The sequence below is a fragment of the Streptomyces alfalfae genome, assembly GCF_004127445.1.
GTDB classification, from domain to species: Bacteria; Actinomycetota; Actinomycetes; order Streptomycetales; family Streptomycetaceae; genus Streptomyces; species Streptomyces alfalfae.
On the sequence record NZ_QEXM01000017.1, the window covers coordinates 20,160 to 38,365 of the forward strand.

General features: G+C 72.8%; 17 protein-coding genes. 15 read left to right on the forward strand and 2 right to left on the reverse strand.

Annotation, left to right across the window (positions count from 1 at the left end):
- Positions 1-16 precede the first annotated feature (16 nt).
- The 11 genes from DCW30_RS07140 (at position 17) to DCW30_RS07190 (ending at position 13,035) form a co-directional block, all read left to right on the forward strand.
- Positions 17-3,247, forward strand: a complete 3,231-nt coding sequence (locus DCW30_RS07140) for a S41 family peptidase (protein ID WP_076686444.1) — start codon at positions 17-19, stop codon at positions 3,245-3,247.
- Between the two features lie 75 nt (positions 3,248-3,322).
- Complete coding sequence (locus tag DCW30_RS07145; protein ID WP_076686446.1) at positions 3,323-3,676, forward strand: histidine triad nucleotide-binding protein; 354 nt, start codon at positions 3,323-3,325, stop codon at positions 3,674-3,676.
- A 15-nt stretch (positions 3,677-3,691) separates the two neighbouring features.
- Positions 3,692-4,597, forward strand: a complete 906-nt coding sequence (locus DCW30_RS07150) for a ribonuclease Z (protein WP_076686448.1) — start codon at positions 3,692-3,694, stop codon at positions 4,595-4,597.
- 62 nt (positions 4,598-4,659) lie between these two features.
- Positions 4,660-5,661, forward strand: a complete 1,002-nt coding sequence (locus DCW30_RS07155) for an adenosine deaminase (protein ID WP_076686449.1) — start codon at positions 4,660-4,662, stop codon at positions 5,659-5,661.
- 163 nt (positions 5,662-5,824) lie between these two features.
- Positions 5,825-7,012, forward strand: a complete 1,188-nt coding sequence (locus DCW30_RS07160) for a macrolide family glycosyltransferase (protein WP_076686451.1) — start codon at positions 5,825-5,827, stop codon at positions 7,010-7,012.
- Positions 7,013-7,143: 131 nt separating this feature from the next.
- On the forward strand, positions 7,144-8,448 hold the full coding sequence (locus DCW30_RS07165) for a glucarate dehydratase family protein (RefSeq protein ID WP_076686453.1): 1,305 nt from the start codon (positions 7,144-7,146) through the stop codon (positions 8,446-8,448).
- A 76-nt stretch (positions 8,449-8,524) separates the two neighbouring features.
- A complete protein-coding gene (locus DCW30_RS07170; RefSeq protein ID WP_062776620.1) occupies positions 8,525-9,628 on the forward strand; it encodes a carbohydrate kinase family protein in 1,104 nt (367 codons plus the stop codon).
- Between the two features lie 218 nt (positions 9,629-9,846).
- Positions 9,847-10,863 (forward strand): PhoH family protein, encoded by a 1,017-nt coding sequence (locus DCW30_RS07175; protein WP_076686455.1) that lies wholly within the window; start codon positions 9,847-9,849, stop codon positions 10,861-10,863.
- A gap of 12 nt (positions 10,864-10,875) precedes the next feature.
- Positions 10,876-11,373 (forward strand): rRNA maturation RNase YbeY, encoded by a 498-nt coding sequence (gene ybeY, locus DCW30_RS07180; protein WP_062776625.1) that lies wholly within the window; start codon positions 10,876-10,878, stop codon positions 11,371-11,373.
- 4 nt (positions 11,374-11,377) lie between these two features.
- Positions 11,378-12,682, forward strand: a complete 1,305-nt coding sequence (locus tag DCW30_RS07185) for a hemolysin family protein (RefSeq protein ID WP_062776628.1) — start codon at positions 11,378-11,380, stop codon at positions 12,680-12,682.
- Entirely contained in the window at positions 12,679-13,035 is a 357-nt protein-coding gene (locus DCW30_RS07190; RefSeq protein WP_076686457.1) for an MmcQ/YjbR family DNA-binding protein, read from the forward strand. The genes DCW30_RS07185 and DCW30_RS07190 overlap by 4 nt, the downstream gene beginning before the upstream one ends.
- A 202-nt stretch (positions 13,036-13,237) precedes the next feature.
- On the opposite strand, the gene DCW30_RS37890 is transcribed toward DCW30_RS07190, so the two are convergent.
- Complete coding sequence (locus DCW30_RS37890) at positions 13,238-13,369, reverse strand: hypothetical protein (protein ID WP_257788610.1); 132 nt, start codon at positions 13,367-13,369, stop codon at positions 13,238-13,240.
- Between the two features lie 444 nt (positions 13,370-13,813).
- On the opposite strand from DCW30_RS37890, the gene DCW30_RS07195 reads away from it, so the two are divergent.
- Positions 13,814-14,728 carry a helix-turn-helix domain-containing protein gene (locus tag DCW30_RS07195; protein WP_076686459.1) on the forward strand — a complete coding sequence of 305 codons (915 nt, stop codon included), beginning with the start codon at positions 13,814-13,816 and terminating at the stop codon, positions 14,726-14,728.
- 198 nt (positions 14,729-14,926) lie between these two features.
- Positions 14,927-15,151, forward strand: coding sequence for a DUF397 domain-containing protein (locus DCW30_RS07200; protein WP_076686461.1), 225 nt, complete (start codon positions 14,927-14,929; stop codon positions 15,149-15,151).
- A 50-nt stretch (positions 15,152-15,201) separates the two neighbouring features.
- Here the strand turns inward: DCW30_RS07200 and DCW30_RS07205 are convergent, their stop codons facing one another.
- Positions 15,202-16,629: an MFS transporter gene (locus DCW30_RS07205; RefSeq protein WP_076686463.1), complete on the reverse strand. Its 1,428-nt coding sequence runs from the start codon at positions 16,627-16,629 to the stop codon at positions 15,202-15,204.
- A gap of 91 nt (positions 16,630-16,720) precedes the next feature.
- On the opposite strand from DCW30_RS07205, the gene DCW30_RS07210 reads away from it, so the two are divergent.
- Together DCW30_RS07210 and DCW30_RS07215 are read left to right on the forward strand one after the other, a co-directional pair.
- A complete protein-coding gene (locus tag DCW30_RS07210) occupies positions 16,721-17,611 on the forward strand; it encodes a helix-turn-helix transcriptional regulator (RefSeq protein WP_076686464.1) in 891 nt (296 codons plus the stop codon).
- A gap of 37 nt (positions 17,612-17,648) precedes the next feature.
- Entirely contained in the window at positions 17,649-18,002 is a 354-nt protein-coding gene (locus tag DCW30_RS07215) for a cytidine/deoxycytidylate deaminase family protein (protein ID WP_062776644.1), read from the forward strand.
- The last annotated feature ends 204 nt before the right edge of the window (positions 18,003-18,206 follow it).

An 18,206-nucleotide genomic window follows, 5' to 3' on the forward strand; every position in this document is an offset into this window, starting at 1 on the left:
GCCTAGGCTGGACCGTGTGACACAGACTGCGTACCTCCGATACCCGCACATCCACGGCGAGTTGGTCACCTTCACGGCTGAGGACGACGTCTGGGTCGCCCCCCTCGACGGGGGCCGCGCCTGGCGGGTCAGCGCCGACAACATGCCCGTGAACCACCCCCGCGTCTCCCCGGACGGCACCACCGTCGCCTGGACGTCCACCAGGGACGGGGCTCCCGAGGTGCACATCGCGCCGCTCGACGGCGGGCCCTCCCGGCGGCTCACGTACTGGGGCACGGCGAAGACCGGCGTGCGCGGCTGGACCCCCGACGGGCGCGTCCTCGCCGTCAGCGCGGCGGGACAGGCCTCGCCGCGCCGCACCTGGGCACGGGCCGTCCCGCTGGACGGCGGCCCCGCGCAGACCCTTCCATACGGCGTCGTCGGCGACGTCACGCACGGCCCCGACGGGCAGGTCCTGCTGCTCACGGCCCCCATGGGGCGCGAGGCCGCCTGGTGGAAGCGGTACCGGGGCGGCACGGCGGGAAAGCTGTGGCTCCGCGCCGCCGCCTCCGCCCCCGGGCCGACGAGCGATCCCGCGGGAACGTTCGCACGCGTCCACCAAGAGCTGGAAGGCAACATCGAGTACCCGCTCTGGGTGGGGGAGCGGATCGCCTTCCTCAGCGATCACGAGGACGTCGGCGCGGTCTACTCCTCGCTGCCCGACGGCGCCGACCTGCGGCGCCACACCCCCGTCGACGGCTTCTACGCCCGGCACGCCGCCACCGACGGCGCCCGCGTCGTCTACGCCGCGGCCGGTGAACTCTGGCTCCTCGACGACCTGGAGGGCGCCGAGCCGCGCCGCCTCGACATCCGCCTCGGCGGCCAGCGCACCGACCTGCAACCGCACCCCGTGGCGGCGGCCCGCTGGTTCGGCGCCGCCGCGCCCGACCACACCGGACGCGGCAGCGCCGTCTCCGTGCGCGGTTCCGTGCACTGGGTCACGCACCGCCAGGGCCCCGCCCGCGCCCTCGCCGCCACGCAAGGGGTCCGCGCCCGGCTGCCCCGCACCTTCCGCGTGGCGGGCGAGGAGCACGTCGTGTGGGTCACCGACGCCGAGGGCGACGAGGCCCTGGAGTTCGCCCCGGCCACCGGCCCCGCGCCCGGCGCCACGCCCCGCAGGCTCGCCGCGGGGCAGCTCGGGCGGGTCCTCGGGCTCACCATGTCGCCGGACGGCAGCCGCGCCGCCGTCGCCTCGCACGACGGCCGGGTCCTGCTCGTGGAGCGGGAGAGCGGCGAGGTCCGCGAGGTCGACCGGAGCGAGGACGGCGAGGCCACCGGGCTCGTCTTCTCGCCCGACTCCGCCTGGCTCGCCTGGTCGCACCCCGGGCCGCGCCCGCTGCGGCAGCTCCGGCTCGCCAACACCGCCGACCTCTCCGTCTCCGACGCCACCCCGCTGCGCTTCCGCGACTACTCGCCCGCGTTCACCCTCGACGGCAAGCACCTCGCGTTCCTCTCCGCGCGCGCCTTCGACCCGGTCTACGACGAGCACGTCTTCGACCTCGCCTTCGTCGGCGGCTCACGGCCGCACCTGATCACGCTCGCCGCGACCACGCCGTCCCCGTTCGGGCCGCAGCGCCACGGCAGGCCCTTCGACGCGCAGGACGGCGGCCCGGAGACGCCCGACAGCGAGGGCGCCCCCGTCACCCGCGTCGACTTCGACGGGCTCGCCGACCGCATCGTGCCCTTCCCCGTGGAGGCCGCCCGCTACTCGACGCTGCGCGCCGCCAAGGACGGCCTGCTCTGGCTGCGCCACCCCGTGCGCGGTGTGCTCGGCGCCTCCCGGGCGCACCCCCTCGACCCCGAGCCGCGCACCGAACTGGAGCGGTACGACCTCCTACAGCACCGCGTGGAGGAACTGGCGTCCGACGCCGACCACTTCACGGTCACCGGCGACGGTAAGCGGGTCCTGCTGCGGACCGACGGCAAGCTGAAGGTGGTGCCGAGCGACCGGCGCGCCTCCGGCGACGACGACAGCGACTCGAACATCACCGTCGACCTCTCCCGCATCCGGTGCACCGTCGACCCGGCCGCCGAGTGGCGGCAGATGTACGACGAGACCGGCCGCCTCATGCGGGACAACTTCTGGCGGGCGGACCTCGGCGGCGTCGACTGGGACGGCGTCCTGGAGCGCTACCGGCCCGTCCTCGCCCGTGTCGCCACCCACGACGACCTCGTCGACCTGCTCTGGGAGGTCCAGGGCGAGCTGGGCACCTCGCACGCGTACGTCATGGCGGGCGGCGGCGCCCACGCGTACCGGCAGGGGCTCCTCGGCGCCGACCTCTCGCGCGGCGAGGACGGCCTCTGGCGCGTCGACCGCGTCCTGCCGTCGGAGACCTCCGACCCGGCCGCGCGCTCGCCGCTCGCCGCCCCCGGCGTCGCGGTGCGGCCGGGCGACGCGGTGATCGAGGTCAACGGCCGGGCGGTCGACCCCGTGACCGGTCCCGGACCGCTGCTCGTCGGCACCGCGGGCAAGCCCGTCGAGCTGACCGTCTCGCCCTCCGGCGGCGGCGACCCGCGGCACGCCGTTATCATCCCGGTCGACGACGAGGAGCCCCTGCGCTACCACGCCTGGGTCGCGGACCGGCGTGCCTACGTCCACGAGCGCTCCGGCGGCCGGCTCGGATACCTCCACGTGCCCGACATGCAGGCGCCCGGCTGGGCGCAGATCCACCGCGACCTGCGCGTCGAGGTCGCCCGCGAGGGCCTGGTGGTGGACGTCCGCGAGAACCGCGGCGGACACACCTCGCAGCTCATCGTGGAGAAGCTGGCGCGCCGCGTCATCGGCTGGGACATGCCCCGCGGCTCACGGGCCTTCAGCTACCCGCAGGACGCGCCGCGCGGCCCCGTCGTCGCCGTCGCCGACGAGTTCTCCGGCTCCGACGGCGACATCGTCAACGCCGCCATCAGGGCGCTCGGCATCGGCCCCGTCGTGGGCACCCGCACCTGGGGCGGCGTCGTCGGCATCGACAGCCGCTACCACCTGGTCGACGGGACGCTCGTGACCCAGCCGAAGTACGCGTTCTGGATGGAGGGCCAGGACTGGGGCCTGGAGAACCGCGGGGTCGACCCCGACGTCGAGGTGGTGACCACCCCCGAGGACCACGCGGCGGGCCGCGACCCGCAGTTGGACGAGGCGGTGCGGATCGCCCTCGCGGCCCTGGCGGAGAACCCGGCGAAGACGGCGCCCGACCTGCCGGGCGCACGGTGACCTTCCCCCGGCCCCGCGGACGCGGGGCCGATAGCATGCCGGACGTACTGATCATTTCGTTCGAGGAGGCGGCCCATGGCGGGCGAAGCGCAAGACGACTGCCTGTTCTGCAAGATCGTCGCGGGTGACGTGCCGGCGACCGTCGTCCGCGAGACCGAGACGACCGTGGCCTTCCGCGACATCAACCCGCAGGCGCCCACCCACGTCCTGGTGATCCCCAAGGCGCACTACCCGGACGCGGCGTCGCTCGCCGCCGCCGAACCGGCCATCGCCGCCGACGTGCTGCGCGAGGCGGGCGAGGTCGCCGCGCAGGAGAAGGCGGAGAGCCACCGCATCGTCTTCAACACCGGGACCGGCGCCGGGCAGACCGTCTTCCACACGCACGCGCACGTCCTGGGCGGCCGCGGCCTCCAGTGGCCTCCCGGATAGCGGGGCCACCACCCCTTGTCCGCACGTGAACTGGTCGTGCTCGGCACGGCCAGCCAGGTCCCCACCCGGCACCGCAACCACAACGGCTACGTCCTGTTCTGGGACGGCCAGGGCATCCTCTTCGACCCCGGCGAGGGCACGCAGCGGCAGATGCTGCGCGCCGGGGTCGCCGCACACGACCTGCACCGCATCTGCGTGACCCACTTCCACGGCGACCACAGCCTGGGCCTCGCCGGGGTGATCCAGCGCATCAACCTCGACCGCGTCCCGCACCCCGTCACCGCCCACTACCCGGCCTCCGGGCAGCACTTCTTCGACCGCCTGCGGTACTCCACCGCGTACCGCGAGACCGTGGCGCTCGTCCAGGAGCCGGTCGCCGCCGACGGGCCGCTGGCCGAGGGCCCCTCGTACACCCTCGACGCGGTGAAGCTCTCCCACCCCGTCGAGTCCTACGGCTACCGGCTCACCGAGCCCGACGGGCGGCGCATGCTGCCCCGGCTGCTCGCCGAGCGCGGCATCAGGGGGCCCGACGTCGGGCGCATCCAGCGGGAGGGCAGCCTCGGCGGGACCACGCTCGACGAGGTCAGTGAGGTGCGGCGCGGGCAGCGGTTCGCCTTCGTGATGGACACCCGGCTCTGCGCGGGCGTGCACACGCTCGCCGAGGGCTGCGACATGCTCGTCATCGAGTCCACCTTCCTCGACGAGGACGAACAGCTCGCCACCGACCACGGGCACCTCACCGCGGGGCAGGCGGCCCGGGTGGCGGTGGAGGCGGGCGTGCGCCACCTCGTCCTGACCCACTTCAGCCAGCGCTACTCCGACCCCGGTCTGTACGAGCGGCAGGCCCGCGCCGCGGGGTTCGAGGGCGAGCTCACCATCGCCCGCGACCTCACGCGCGTCCCCGTGCCCAAGCGGACCTGAGAACCTGGGGGACAGCCCCCGGGCCGGACGAGCACCACCACAGAACTGAGCGAGACCGCACCATGCCGATCCCCAAGGCCGAACTCCACCTGCACATCGAGGGCACCCTCGAACCCGAACTGGCCTTCGCGCTGGCCGCGCGCAACGGCGTCGACCTGCCGTACGCCGACACCGAGGAACTGCGCAAGGCCTACGACTTCGACGACCTCCAGAGCTTCCTCGACCTCTACTACGGCCTGATGGCCGTCCTGCGCACCGAGGCCGACTTCGAGGAACTCGCGGACGCCTACCTCGCCCGCGCCGCCGGGCAGGGCGTCCGCCACGCGGAGATCTTCTTCGACCCGCAGGCCCACATCGCGCGCGGCGTCCCCATCGGCACCGTCGTCGAGGGCCTCTCCCGCGCCCTCGACCGCAGCGAGGAGCGGCACGGCGTCTCCACGCGGCTCATCATGTGCTTCCTGCGCGACGAGTCCGCCGAGTCCGCCATGGAGACGCTGCGGGCCGCGCGGCCCCACCTCGACCGGATCATCGGCGTCGGCCTCGACTCCGCCGAGGTGGGCCACCCGCCGGCCAAGTTCAAGGAGGTCTACGAGGCCGCGGCCGCGCTCGGGCTCCGCCTCGTCGCCCACGCCGGGGAGGAGGGCCCGCCCTCCTACATCACCGAGGCCCTGGACGTGCTGCGCGTCGAGCGCGTCGACCACGGCCTGCGCTGCGTGGAGGACCCGGCCCTCGTCGAGCGGCTGGCCGCCGAGCGCGTGCCGCTCACCCTCTGCCCGCTCTCCAACGTCCGGCTGCGCACCATCGACGTGCTGGCGGACCACCCGCTGCCGCGGATGCTGGACGCCGGGCTCATGTGCACGGTCAACTCCGACGACCCCGCCTACTTCGGCGGCTACGCGGGCGACAACTTCGACGCCGTGCGCGAGGCGCTCGGGCTCGACGAGGAGCGGCTGCGCACCCTGGCGCGCAACTCCTTCGAGGCGGCGTTCCTTGACCGTGACGCGGGCGAGGAGGCGCTGCGGGCGCGGTACCTCGCCGAGGTCGAGGCTTATTCGTTCGACTGAGGCCCCGGAGGCGGGCTACGGTCCCGGTATGGACTCCTGCGCGCAGATCTACGGCTGACACGGCTCTCGTGGCCCCCGCCCGCCCTGGGAAAGGGCCGTGGCGGCGGGCCGCCGTGTCCTCGTCCGTGGTTCCGCACATTCCTGACGCAGGTGAAGGAAGCCCATGTCATCCCACCGCAGTCCCCGTCGCCGTGCCCATATCGCCATGATCGGCGTCCCCATGGTCAGCCACGTGCTGCCGAGCCTGGAGATCATCCGGGTCCTCGCCGCGCGCGGCCACCGCGTCACGTACGCCAACGACCCGGCCGCCGCCGCGCTCATCGGGCCCACCGGCGCCGAACTCGTCCCGTACGACTCGACGCTCCCGCACCGCGACAACATCTGGCCCGACGACCCCATCGAGGCCAGTTCGCTCTTCCTCGACGACGCGATGGCGGTGCTCCCGCAGCTCCGCGCGGCGTACGACGACGATCCCGCGGACGTGTACCTGTACGACATCGGGGCGTACGTCGGCCGTGCGCTCGCCGAGGCGCAGGGGCGGCCCGTCGTGCAGCTGTCGCCCACCTTCGTCGCCTGGGGCAGTTACCAGCAGGACGTCGGCGCCCATCTCGCGCGGCTGCCGGGCGCCGACGCGCTGGAGGCCCGCTTCACGCAGTGGCTGGGCCGGTGCGGGGCCACCACCCTCGACGTGGGCGAGTTCTCCGGCGTGCCGCCGCGGGCCATCGCCACGATCCCGCGCGCCATGCAGCCGCACGCCGACACGGTCGACGCGGCCCGGGTCGACTTCGTCGGGCCCTGCCTCGGCGACCGGGCGGACCAGGGGGCGTGGGAGCGGCCCGCCGGGGCGTCGAAGGTGCTTCTCGTGTCGCTCGGCTCCGCCTACACCCAGCAGCCCGACTTCTACCGGCGGTGCGTGGCGGCCTTCGGGGACCTCGCGGGGTGGCACGTCGTGCTGCAGATCGGCAAGCACGTGGACCCCGCGGAGCTGGGACCCGTGCCCGACTCCGTGGAGGTCCGCTCCTGGGTGCCGCAGATGGCGATCCTCGAACAGGCCGACGCGTTCGTCACGCACGCGGGGATGGGCAGCAGTTCCGAGGGGCTCTCCTGCGGGGTCCCGATGATCGCGGTGCCGCAGGGCGCCGAGCAGCCGATGAACGCCGACCGGCTGGTCGAGCTGGGGGTCGCGCGGCGGCTCGACACGGAGGCCGCCACGGTTTCCGCGCTGCGGGAGGCCCTGCTGGACCTCACCTCCGATCCCGGCGTCGCCGAGCGCTGCGCGCGGCTTCGGGATGAGGTGCGGGGGGCCGGTGGCACGGTGCGCGCCGCGGAGCTGGTGGAGGCGGAGCTGTAGCCGGGCGTTGAAGGGCGCTCTTTCGGCGCGGGCGGGCTGGGGCGGGTCGCGCGGTTCCCCGCGCCCCGGGCGGCCGTTCGCGCCGTCGGCCCCCTTGCCTCGGAGCGTTCGCCTACCTAGTCTCCGTTCTCATGTATGGACAGAGCTTGGTCATCAGCGAGGTTCGTCTCACTCCCGTGCTCGTCGCCGATCCGCCCCTGCTCAACACCCAGGGCGTCCACCAGCCCTACACCCCGCGCCTGATCATCGAGGTGGTCACGGAGGGCGGCGTCACCGGGGTCGGGGAGACGTACGGGGACGGGAAGTATCTGGAGCTGGCGCGGCCGTTCGCCGCGGGGCTGGTCGGCCGGGCGGTCAGTGATCTGAACGGCCTGTTCACACTGGCGGACGACGTCGCCGTGAACGCCGCCCGCGTCGACGCCGCCGTCGACGTGGGCGGGCTGCGCGGCGTGCAGACCGCCGACAAGCTGCGGCTCTCCGTGGTCTCCGGGTTCGAGGTGGCCTGCCTGGACGCGCTCGGCAAGGCCCTCGGCCTGCCCGTGCACGCGCTGCTCGGCGGCAAGGTGCGGGACGCCGTGGAGTACAGCGCCTACCTGTTCTACAAGCGGGCCGAACACCCGGCGGGGACCGTGAGCGAGCCGGACGACGGGTGGGGCGCCGCCCTCGACCCCGCCGGCATCGTCGCCCAGGCCAGGCTCTTCACCGAGCGGCACGGGTTCACGTCGTTCAAGCTCAAGGGCGGTGTCTTCCCGCCCGACGAGGAGATCGCCGCCGTCCGCGCCCTCGCGGAGGCCTTCCCCGGGGCGCCGCTCAGGCTGGACCCCAACGGGGCCTGGTCGGTCGAGACGTCGCTGAAGGTCGCGGGCGAGATCGGCGACGTCCTGGAGTACCTGGAGGATCCCGCGCTCGGCACCCCCGCCATGGCCGAGGTCGCCGCCGGCGCCTCCGTGCCGCTCGCCACGAACATGTGCGTGACGACCTTCGAGGAGATACCCGAGGCGTTCGCCGGGGACGCCGTGCAGGTGGTGCTCTCCGATCACCACTACTGGGGCGGCCTGCGGCGCACCCGCGAACTGGCCGCCGTCTGCCGCACCTTCGGGGTCGCCGTCTCCATGCACTCCAACACGCACCTGGGCATCAGCCTCGCCGCGATGACGCACGTGGCGGCGACCGTGCCCGACCTCCGCCACGCCTGCGACTCGCACTACCCCTGGCAGTCCGAGGACGTGCTGACCGAGCGGACGCGCTTCGTCGACGGCCGGGTCGCCGTCACCGACACCCCCGGCCTCGGCGTCGAACTGGACCGGGACAAGCTCGCGGCCCTGCACGCGCGCTGGCTGGACGACGGCTTCCGCGCGCTGCGGGAGCGGGACGACGCGGCGGCGATGCGGGTGACCGACCCGCGGTGGGTGGCCCCGGCGGCGCCCCGCTGGTAGGGCCCGCGGCGACTCCCGCGCGCCCGAGCCGCCGCAACCCCGCGCCTTCGCGGGAAACGTCGGTTACGTTGCCTGCATGGTCGTACCAGCGCAGCCCACCGTCGACCCGCTGAAGTCGGCCCGCAGAGCCGGTGATCCGTCCTGCGACGTCTACCTCACCGGCACGGTCTTCCTCGACATCATCTTCACCGGCCTCGACTCCGCGCCCGTGCGCGGCACGGAGTCCTGGGCCCGCGGCATGGGGTCGAGCCCCGGCGGCGTCGCCAACATGGCGACCGCGCTCGCCCGGCTCGGCCTGCACACGTCCCTGGCCGCCGCCTTCGGGGACGACCACTACGGGGAGTACTGCTGGGACGCCCTCGAAGGGGGAGAGGGCATCGACCTCACCTCGTCGCGGACCGTGCCCGGCTGGCACACCCCGGTGACCGTCTCCATGGCGTACGAGGGCGAGCGGACCATGGTCAGCCACGGCCACGAGCCGCCCCCGGACGCCGACGCGCCGGACGGCGGCGCCCCCTGCTGCCCGCCCCGCGCCCGCGCCGCCGTCGCCTCGCTCACCCCCGGCGCCAGCGCCCCCTGGATCGCCCGCGCCGCCCGCAGCGGCACCCGGATCTTCGCCGACGTCGGCTGGGACGACACCGGGCGGTGGGACCTCGCCGCCCTGCCCGACCTGCGACACTGCGAGGCGTTCCTGCCGAACGCGGAGGAGGCCATGCGGTACACCCGCACCTCCTGCCCCAGGGAGGCGGCCCGGGCGCTGACCGCCTATGTGCCGCTCGCCGTGGTGACCCTCGGTTCCGAGGGGGCGTACGCGGTGGACCGGCGGACCGGCGAGACCGCGGAGGTGCCCGCCATCGAGGTGGAGGCCCTCGACCCGACCGGCGCCGGCGACGTCTTCGTGGCCGGCTTCGTCACCGGGACGCTGGCCGACTGGCCGCTGGCGGACCGCCTGGCCTTCGCCGGGCTCACCGCCGCCCTCTCGGTGCAGGAGTTCGGCGGCTCCCTCTCCGCGCCCGGCTGGGCCGAGGTGGGCGGCTGGTGGCGTCGGGTCACGGAATTCGACGAGCAGGACCCGAAGGCCCTGCGGCGCTACAGCTTCCTGGAGACCCTGCTCCCGGCGGCGGGCAGGCCCTGGCCGCTGCGCAGGGCCGTGCCGACGATCGGCTTCCGCTCGGCGTAGGCCCCGCACGGCGGCCGGGCCGAAAAGGCCTACGGCTCTGTCAGTGGGCCGTCGTACCCTTGGCAGTGCAAGAGCAGCAGGCGCTGTGGCGGCCGCGTCGCGGAACACGCGATCACCGGCTCCCACCGCCGAGGACCACGATCGCGGACGGTCCGGCCGCGAGAGCGGCGCCGGACCCGGCGCGGATGGAGGGTTGAGCAGGCCTTGAGGGCCGGCCCATGACGCAGACACCCACGACTCCCCCTGCCGCGCAGGGCCAGGCCCGAGCACACTTCACCGTGCCGGCGAACCACCCCATGGTGACCGTCCTCGGCTCCGGCGACGCCCTGCTGCGGGTGATCGAGAAGGCCTTCCCGGCGGCCGACATCCACGTCCGGGGCAATGAGGTGAGCGCCGTCGGCGACGCCCGCGAAGTCGCGCTCATCCAGCGCTTGTTCGACCAGATGATGCTGGTGCTCCGCACCGGTCAGCCGATGACGGAGGACGCAGTGGAACGCTCGATCGCCATGCTGAGGGCGGACGAGAACGGCGACGGCGCGGAGGAGACCCCCGCCGAGGTCCTCACGCAGAACATCCTCTCGTCCCGCGGCCGCACCATCCGCCCCAAGACCCTGAACCAGAAGCGGTACGTCGACGCGATCGACAAGCACACCATCGTGTTCGGCATCGGCCCCGCCGGCACGGGCAAGACCTACCTGGCCATGGCCAAGGCCGTGCAGGCCCTCCAGTCCAAGCAGGTCAACCGCATCATCCTGACCCGGCCCGCGGTCGAGGCGGGCGAGCGCCTCGGCTTCCTGCCCGGCACGCTGTACGAGAAGATCGACCCCTACCTCCGCCCGCTGTACGACGCGCTGCACGACATGCTCGACCCCGACTCGATCCCGCGCCTGATGGCGGCGGGCACGATCGAGGTCGCCCCGCTGGCGTACATGCGCGGCCGCACGCTGAACGACGCGTTCATCATCCTGGACGAGGCGCAGAACACCAGCGCCGAGCAGATGAAGATGTTCCTGACCCGCCTCGGCTTCGACTCCAAGATCGTCATCACCGGTGACATCACCCAGGTCGACCTGCCCGGCGGCACCAAGAGCGGTCTGCGCGAGGTCCAGCGCATCCTGGACGGCGTGGAGGACATCCACTTCTCCCGGCTCACCTCGCACGACGTCGTACGGCACAAGCTGGTCGGCCGTATCGTCGACGCGTACGAGCAGCACGACAGCCGCGACGGGAAGTAGACCAGCACCACCATGGCGATCGACGTCAACAACGAATCCGGGACCGAGGTCGACGAGCAGGCGATCCTCGACATCGCCCGCTACGCCCTCGCGCGGATGCGCATCCACCCGCTGTCCGAGCTCTCGGTGATCGTGGTGGACGAGGGGGCCATGGAGCAGCTCCACATCCAGTGGATGGACCTGCCGGGGCCCACGGACGTCATGTCCTTCCCCATGGACGAGCTCAGGCCGCCCATGAAGGACGACGACGAGCCCCCGCAGGGCCTCCTCGGCGACATCGTGCTCTGCCCCGAGGTCGCCGCCAAGCAGGGCCAGGACGCCCCGACGCGGCACTCCATGGACGAGGAGCTCCAGCTCCTGACGGTCCACGGCGTGCTGCACCTGCTCGGGTACGACCACGAGGAGCCCGACGAGAAGACCGAGATGTTCGGGCTCCAGGCGGCGATCGTCGACGGCTGGCGCGCGGAGAAGGGCCTGACCGGCCCGTCCCCGGCGCCCACCGTCTCGTAGCGCCATGGACATCCAGCTCATCGCGGGAGCCGTCGCCCTGGTCGTCGTCGCCTGGCTGGCGGCCTGCGCGGAGGCGGGCATCGCCCGCGTCTCCAGCTTCCGCGCGGACGAGGCCGTCCGCTCGGGGCGGCGCGGCAGCGCCAGGCTCGCCCAGGTCGCCGCCGACCCCACCCGCTATCTGAACGTGGCGCTGCTGGTGCGGGTGGCGTGCGAGATGGCCTCGGCGGCCCTCGTGACGTACGCGTGCCTGAAGGAGTTCGACCGGACCTGGGAGGCCCTGGCCATCGCCATCGGCGTGATGGTCCTCGTCAGCTATGTCGCCGTGGGCGTCTCACCGCGCACCATCGGCCGCCAGCACCCGCTGAACACCGCGACCGCCGCGGCGTACGTCCTGCTGCCGCTGGCCCGCGTCATGGGCCCGATCCCGCCCCTGCTGATCCTCATCGGCAACGCGCTCACGCCCGGCAAGGGCTTCCGGCGCGGTCCGTTCGCCTCCGAGGCCGAGCTGCGCGCGATGGTCGACCTCGCCGAGAAGGAGTCCCTGATCGAGGACGACGAGCGCCGCATGGTGCACTCCGTCTTCGAGCTCGGCGACACGCTGGTGCGCGAGGTCATGGTGCCCCGCACCGACCTGGTCTCCATCGAGCGGTTCAAGACGATCCGCCAGGCCCTCACGCTCGCCCTGCGCTCCGGCTTCTCGCGCATCCCGGTGACGGGGGAGAGCGAGGACGACGTGGTCGGTGTCGTCTACCTCAAGGACCTGGCGCGCAAGACGCACATCAACCGCGACAGCGAGTCCGAGCTGGTCTCCACGGCGATGCGTCCGGCGACCTTCGTGCCCGACACGAAGAACGCCGGCGACCTGCTCCGCGAGATGCAGCAGGAGCGCAACCACGTGGCCGTCGTCATCGACGAGTACGGCGGCACGGCCGGCATCGTGACCATCGAGGACATCCTGGAGGAGATCGTCGGCGAGATCACCGACGAGTACGACCGCGAGCTGCCGCCCGTCGAGGAGCTGGCCGACGGCTGCTACCGCGTGACGGCCCGCCTCGACATCGGCGACCTCGGGGAGCTGTTCGGCTTCGACGAGTTCGACGACGAGGACGTCGAGACGGTCGGCGGCCTCCTCGCCAAGCGGCTCGGCCGCGTCCCGATCGCGGGGGCCTCGGCGGTCGTCCCGCTGCCGGACGGCCGGGAGCTCGCGCTCACCGCCGAGTCCGCGGCCGGCCGCAGGAACAAGATCGTGACGGTGCTGGTGGAGCCGGTCGCGGCCGGGAAGCCGGTCGAGGAGGGGGAGCCCGGATGAGCCCCGAGGAGCTGCGCACGTTCTGCCTCTCGTTCAACGACGCGGTGGAGGAGTTCCCCTTCACGCCGGAGCTTTCGGTCTTCAAGGTGGCGGGGAAGGTCTTCGCCCTCACCGCCCTCGACAGCCGTCCGCTCACCGTCAATCTCAAGTGCGACCCGGACCTCGCCGTCCAACTGCGGGCGGCGCACCCGGAGATCGTGCCGGGCTGGCACATGAACAAGCGCCACTGGAACACGGTCACGGCCGACGGAGCGCTCCCCGAGCGGCAGCTCAAGGAGCTGATCGAGGACTCCTACGACCTGGTGGTCGCCGGCCTGCCGCGCGCGCAGCGGCTCCGGCTCGACCGCGCCTGACGGCGCGCGCGGGCCGGGGTGAACTCGTCGATGCCCCCCAACAGCCCCTCGCCATCGGAGTGGCGGGGCGGCAGAATGGTGGGGAGGGCGGATCCGAAACGCTCCCACTCCGGGCTGCCGTCGAAGTAACACGGAGTGGAAACGTCTGTGCGATGGCGTCCGCCGCACCTGGCCCCGGCCCCTAGGTCGGGGCCAGTTCCGTTCACACGTGAGGCAGCACCCACTCGTCGATGATCTTCTGGATCACCAAGAGAAGGCTGACCCACGGGGCCGCGAGGGCGGCCCGGTCGGTCCACGTGCGGAGGGTGCGACGCCCATCCGGCTTCTCGGCCATCGGGCTGTTCTCCTTCCTGGTCCCACGAGAGCCGTGGATACCGCGGCGATCCACGAACGGGTGGCGCCAGGAAGAGGGAACCGGCGGTCCGCGCCACTCGAAGGAGTGAGTCGGGCGCCGTGGTGTCGCTTCGCTGCAACCTCCTTGCTGGAGCTTTCACTTGGGGCGTGACGCTGCTTCAGGCCAGCGTAGCCTGGAGGTGCGCAGCTGGGTAGAGTGCGGTACGACAGCTTGCCGAAGTGCGTGTCAACTTAGGAGCGTCCGATGAGCAGGTAGCCAAATGCGATATAGCTGTCCGGCAACTGCCGGGTCTCCCTGTTGCCGTGTCGAGCGGGGCGGGTTCTCCTGGTAGTGACGTGAACCGTCGCCTCGGAAGGTCTCGATGAGTAAGCTGCTATTCTGCTATGTTGCACCTCGGACAGTGCCGTTGGGGGTTGAGCCATCATGAGCGTGCCGAATGCGGCCCTTCAGCGGCTGCGGCTGCGTACTGAACTGCGCAAGGCGCGGACAGGCGCCCGGCTCACGCAGCGCCAGGTCGCCTCCAAGATGGAGTGGAGCCCCTCCAAGCTGATCCGGATCGAGGCCGGTGAGGTCGGGATCTCCGTCAACGACCTGCGCCCCCTCCTCGACGCGTACGGGATCAGGGACCGCCGCAAGATCGACGAGCTCCTCGACCTCGCGCGCGGCAGCCGGCGCATGCCCTACAGCGAGTACCGCGATCTGTACGGCAAGGAGTTCCTGGAGTTCCTCGCCCTGGAGTCCTCGGCCTCCATCATTCGGCACTACGGCGCTCTGGTCATGCCGGGTCCGCTGCAGACCGAGGAGTACGCGCGGGCGATCATGACCGCCTACAACAAGAGCATCCCCGAGGAGCGCCTGGAGCGGGGCGTCGAAGTGCGCCTCGCGCGGCAGGAGTTGCTGACCTCCGGCGGGCGTGAGCTGTTCTACATCCTCGACGAGGCGGTCGTGCGCCGCCATGTCGGCGGGCGGGGCGTGATGCGCGCCCAGCTGGAGCGGCTCGCCGAGCTGGCGGCCAAACCCGGGGTCACCATCCAGATCCTGCCGTTCAGCGTCGGCGCCCACGCGGGCATCCAGGGCCCCTTCAGCCTCTTCGAGTTCGAGGCGGACGAGATGCCGGACTCCCTCCACCTGGAGAATCCGCGCGGCGACTCGTACACCACCAACGCCCCGGACGAGACGGGCCGCTACCTGGAGCGCTTCTGGGAGCTGGAGGACCTGGCGCTCAAGGACGACGTCGGCGCGCTCCTGCGGGCGCTCGCCGAGCGGACGGAGGACGGGCGGGACGATCTGGAGACACTGCTGCAAAGCGTCCCCGTGGACGCCGTCGCACAGGAGTAACACGCCCTGGAGCGCGGGACCTTGGCGAGAAACGGGTCATTCATATTCGTATGGCGTCCCGTTATCCTGGAAGAGGTGCTGCGTGTGCCTGCACCAGTCGCGCGGGGGAGTCGAGTGAGCTGGAACCCCAGTCTCCGTCCGTCCGTTCGCCGTGGGCAGTGACGGCTGGTCTTCCGCACCCAGGGGTGGAGGAGAAGCGTGGGCAGCTCATGGACGTGGCGCAAGAGCAGTGTGAGCGACGGCGGGGAAGGGCAGTGCGTGGAGACCGCCTGGACCGGAGAGACGGTCCTGGTGCGTGACTCCGCCCGGCGCAGAGGCGCCGTGCTCACCTTCTCCCCACAGGCCTGGACGGCCTTCCTCGGCCTCGCGGCCGGGCCGTCCCCGGCCGCCCGCCCACGGGACGAGTCGACGGCCCGCCTCTGAGTGAGGCGGACCGCCCGACGGCCGCGGCGCCGCCCGCACCTCGTCCGGTGCTAGGCGCGGACGCCGCGGCGCAGCCCCCACGCGATCAGGGCCGCAGCCCCCAGGGTCGCCGCCGCGTCGACCGCGAGGACCGTGCGGGTGCCCGTCAGGAGGTCGGGGGCCGTCGTCGCGAGGACGCCGAGCAGCGGGATGCCGACCGTGAGGCCCGTCTGCTGGACCGAGGTGACGAGGCCGGTCGCGAGGCCCTGCTCCTCGTCGGGCACGCCCGACGTCACCGTCACCCCGTACGAGATGATCGCGCCCAGGTGGCACATGCTCGCCAGGGAGACGGCCGCCGTGGCCGGCCAGACCCACCAGGCCTGCTCGCCGACGCCGAGCAGCGCGGCCACCAGCAGCCCCTGGCCGGCCAGTGAGCCGACGAGCGTGCGGCGCGCCCCGAAGCGGCCGATGACCCGGGACGCGTACGTCCCCGCGAGCACCGACACGATGCCCTGGACGCCGAAGACCAGGCCGGTCCCGAACGCGGAGAGGCCCAGGATCTCCTGGAGGTAGAGGGTCAGCACGAAGACGACCGTCGACATCATGGAGAAGGTGACGAGGCCGCCGAGGTTCCCCCACGCCACCGTGGAGCGCCGCAGCATGGGCAGGGAGACCAGGGGAGCCGCGGCGCGCGACTCGATGAATCCGAAGGCCGCGAGCAGGACCACGCCCGCCACCAGCGTGACGATGACGTCGACACCGCCGAACCCGCGCTCGGCGGCCGTGGACAGGGCGTAGATCAGGGCGAGCAGGCCGCCGGTGACCGTGACGGCGCCGGGGACGTCGAGGCGCGGACGGTCGGGCGTACGGGACTCGGGGAGCAGGCCCGGGGCGAGCGGCAGCACGATCAGGGCGAAGAGGGCCAGCAGGCCCATGGTGGAGCGCCAGCCGAGGGTGTCGGTCAGGACGCCGCCGAGGACCATGCCCACCGTGAAGCCGAGTGAGAGCAGCGTGCCGGAGATGCCGAGTGCCCGGTCGCGCTGCGGGCCCTCGGGGAAGGTCGTCGTCAGCAGGGACATCCCGGTCGGCACGATGGCCGCCGCCCCGACGCCCTGCAGCGCCCGGCCGGCGAGGAACGACGCCGGGTCCCAGGCGAACGTGGCGAGCAGCGAGGCCAGGCCGAAGAGCGCGAGCCCGGCGAGGAACAGCCTGCGCCGCCCGAAGAGGTCGCCCGCCCTGCCGAAGAGGAGGAGGAAGCCGCCCGAGGGCAGCGCGAAGGCGGTGACCGCCCATTGCAGCGCGGACTGGTCCATGCCGAGGTCGGCGCCGAGGACGGGCAGCGCCACGTTCAGCACGGAGAAGTCCAGCGCGACCATGAACTGTGCCGCGCAGAGCACGAAGAGGACGAGTCCGTCGCGGGGGGAGAGCCTGGGTTTCGCCGGGCGCGGCGCCGCTTCGTCGGGCCGGCCGGGCGGAGCGGTGGAGGCGTCGATCGCCATGGGCAAGAGCGTCGTGCGTGCGGAACGGGCGTGGGGAGCGGGTATTTATGCTGGTGGTCCGAACACCAGTCAGGGCTTGGGGGAGCGCCATATGGTCGCGGCAACGGTCACGGACGCCAAGGCGCGTCGCCTCGCGGAACTGCGCGAGTTCCTGATGAGCCGCCGGGCGCGGGTCAGCCCCGCGGAGGCGGGGCTTCCGGACGGGGGCGGACGCAGGCGCACGCCGGGGCTCCGTCGCGAGGAGGTCGCCGTGCTCGCCGGGGTCGGGGCGTCCTGGTACCAGTGGCTCGAACAGGGCCGCGACATCTCGGTGTCGCCGCAGGTCCTGGACTCCGTGGCGCGCGTTTTGAAGCTGAGCGGCACCGAGCGGCGCCACCTGTACGTGCTCGCCGGGCTCAATCCGCCGCCGCCGGAGGTCGCGCGGGAGGACCGGGACATGTGCGAGGGCCTGCGCCGGCTCATCGACGCCTGGCTGCCGTACCCCGCGCACATCATGGACGCCTACTGGAACTGCGTCATGTACAACGACGCGGCGGCCGCCGTGCTCGGCATGCGCTCGGAGACCGCCGAGAACTGCCTGCTCAGCTTCTTCACCGACCCCATCTACCGCTCCCGCTCGCGGAGTTGGGAGCAGAACGCGCCCCAGGTGGTGGCGATGTACCGGGCGGCGTGCTCGGAGCGGCCCGACGACGACGGCTTCGCCTCGGTGGTCGCCGCGGTCAAGGCGGCGAGCCCGGACTTCGCCGAGCTGTGGGAGCGGCGGGACATCCGGCCGGGCGGGCAGGTCACCAAAGAGATCGAGCATCCGGTGGCGGGCCCGCTGTTCCTGGAGTCGACGCAGCTCAGGGTGCCCGCTCGGCCCGACCTCGTGATCGTGCTGCACACGCCGACGCCGCACGCCGAGGCGGACACGGCGGCGCAGCTGGCGTGGCTGGCGTCGCCGGAGGGCCGCCGGGGCGCGATGCACCCCGTCGCGGGGTGAGTTCCCCGGCGATCTTCCCGCTCCTTATGCTCGTGCCATGACGCAGAGCACCGACCTCGGTCCCGAGGACCGCAAGATCGTCACCCTCGCCCGCTCGGCCCGGGCCCGCAACGGAGTGCCCGAGGGGGCGGCCGTACGGGACGAGACGGGGCGCACCTACGTGGCGGGCACCGTGGACCTCGCCTCGCTCCAGCTCTCCGCGCTGCGCACGGCGGTCGCGATGGCCGTCGCCTCGGGGGCGGAGTCCCTGGAGGCCGCGGCGGTCGTCTCGGCGGCGCAGGAACTCCCCGCGGACGACATCGCGGCGGTACGCGACCTGGGCGGCAAGGGCACCCCGGTCTTCCTGGCGGGCCCCGACGGCGAACTCCGCGAGACGCTGACAGCGGAATAAGGCCGGGCGCAGCCGCATCAAGCGAGCCCGGCGCTCGGGAGCGACCTCGGAGCAGCCGCGTCAAGCCCGTCCGGCGTTTGAGGACGAGCCCGGCGCAGCCGGCGACGCGGTGACCTGTCGCCCGGCGGTCGAGGCGGATCAAGCCCGTCCGGCGTTTGAGGACGAGCTCGGCGCAGCCGGCGATGGGGGGGCGAAGCAAGGCCT

What these genes read in the sequence shown, in the direction of transcription:
- DCW30_RS07170 (WP_062776620.1), top strand. Translation starts at nt 8,525, where the DNA reads ATGGTCGTACCAGCGCAGCCCACCGTCGACCCGCTGAAGTCGGCCCGC.
- DCW30_RS07205 (WP_076686463.1), bottom strand. Translation starts at nt 16,629, where the DNA reads ATGGCGATCGACGCCTCCACCGCTCCGCCCGGCCGGCCCGACGAAGCG.
- DCW30_RS07190 (WP_076686457.1), top strand. Translation starts at nt 12,679, where the DNA reads ATGAGCCCCGAGGAGCTGCGCACGTTCTGCCTCTCGTTCAACGACGCG.
- DCW30_RS07175 (WP_076686455.1), top strand. Translation starts at nt 9,847, where the DNA reads ATGACGCAGACACCCACGACTCCCCCTGCCGCGCAGGGCCAGGCCCGA.
- DCW30_RS07185 (WP_062776628.1), top strand. Translation starts at nt 11,378, where the DNA reads ATGGACATCCAGCTCATCGCGGGAGCCGTCGCCCTGGTCGTCGTCGCC.
- DCW30_RS07145 (WP_076686446.1), top strand. Translation starts at nt 3,323, where the DNA reads ATGGCGGGCGAAGCGCAAGACGACTGCCTGTTCTGCAAGATCGTCGCG.
- DCW30_RS37890 (WP_257788610.1), bottom strand. Translation starts at nt 13,369, where the DNA reads ATGGCCGAGAAGCCGGATGGGCGTCGCACCCTCCGCACGTGGACCGAC.
- DCW30_RS07160 (WP_076686451.1), top strand. Translation starts at nt 5,825, where the DNA reads ATGTCATCCCACCGCAGTCCCCGTCGCCGTGCCCATATCGCCATGATC.
- DCW30_RS07195 (WP_076686459.1), top strand. Translation starts at nt 13,814, where the DNA reads ATGAGCGTGCCGAATGCGGCCCTTCAGCGGCTGCGGCTGCGTACTGAA.
- DCW30_RS07155 (WP_076686449.1), top strand. Translation starts at nt 4,660, where the DNA reads ATGCCGATCCCCAAGGCCGAACTCCACCTGCACATCGAGGGCACCCTC.
- DCW30_RS07210 (WP_076686464.1), top strand. Translation starts at nt 16,721, where the DNA reads ATGGTCGCGGCAACGGTCACGGACGCCAAGGCGCGTCGCCTCGCGGAA.
- ybeY (WP_062776625.1), top strand. Translation starts at nt 10,876, where the DNA reads ATGGCGATCGACGTCAACAACGAATCCGGGACCGAGGTCGACGAGCAG.
- DCW30_RS07215 (WP_062776644.1), top strand. Translation starts at nt 17,649, where the DNA reads ATGACGCAGAGCACCGACCTCGGTCCCGAGGACCGCAAGATCGTCACC.
- DCW30_RS07165 (WP_076686453.1), top strand. Translation starts at nt 7,144, where the DNA reads ATGTATGGACAGAGCTTGGTCATCAGCGAGGTTCGTCTCACTCCCGTG.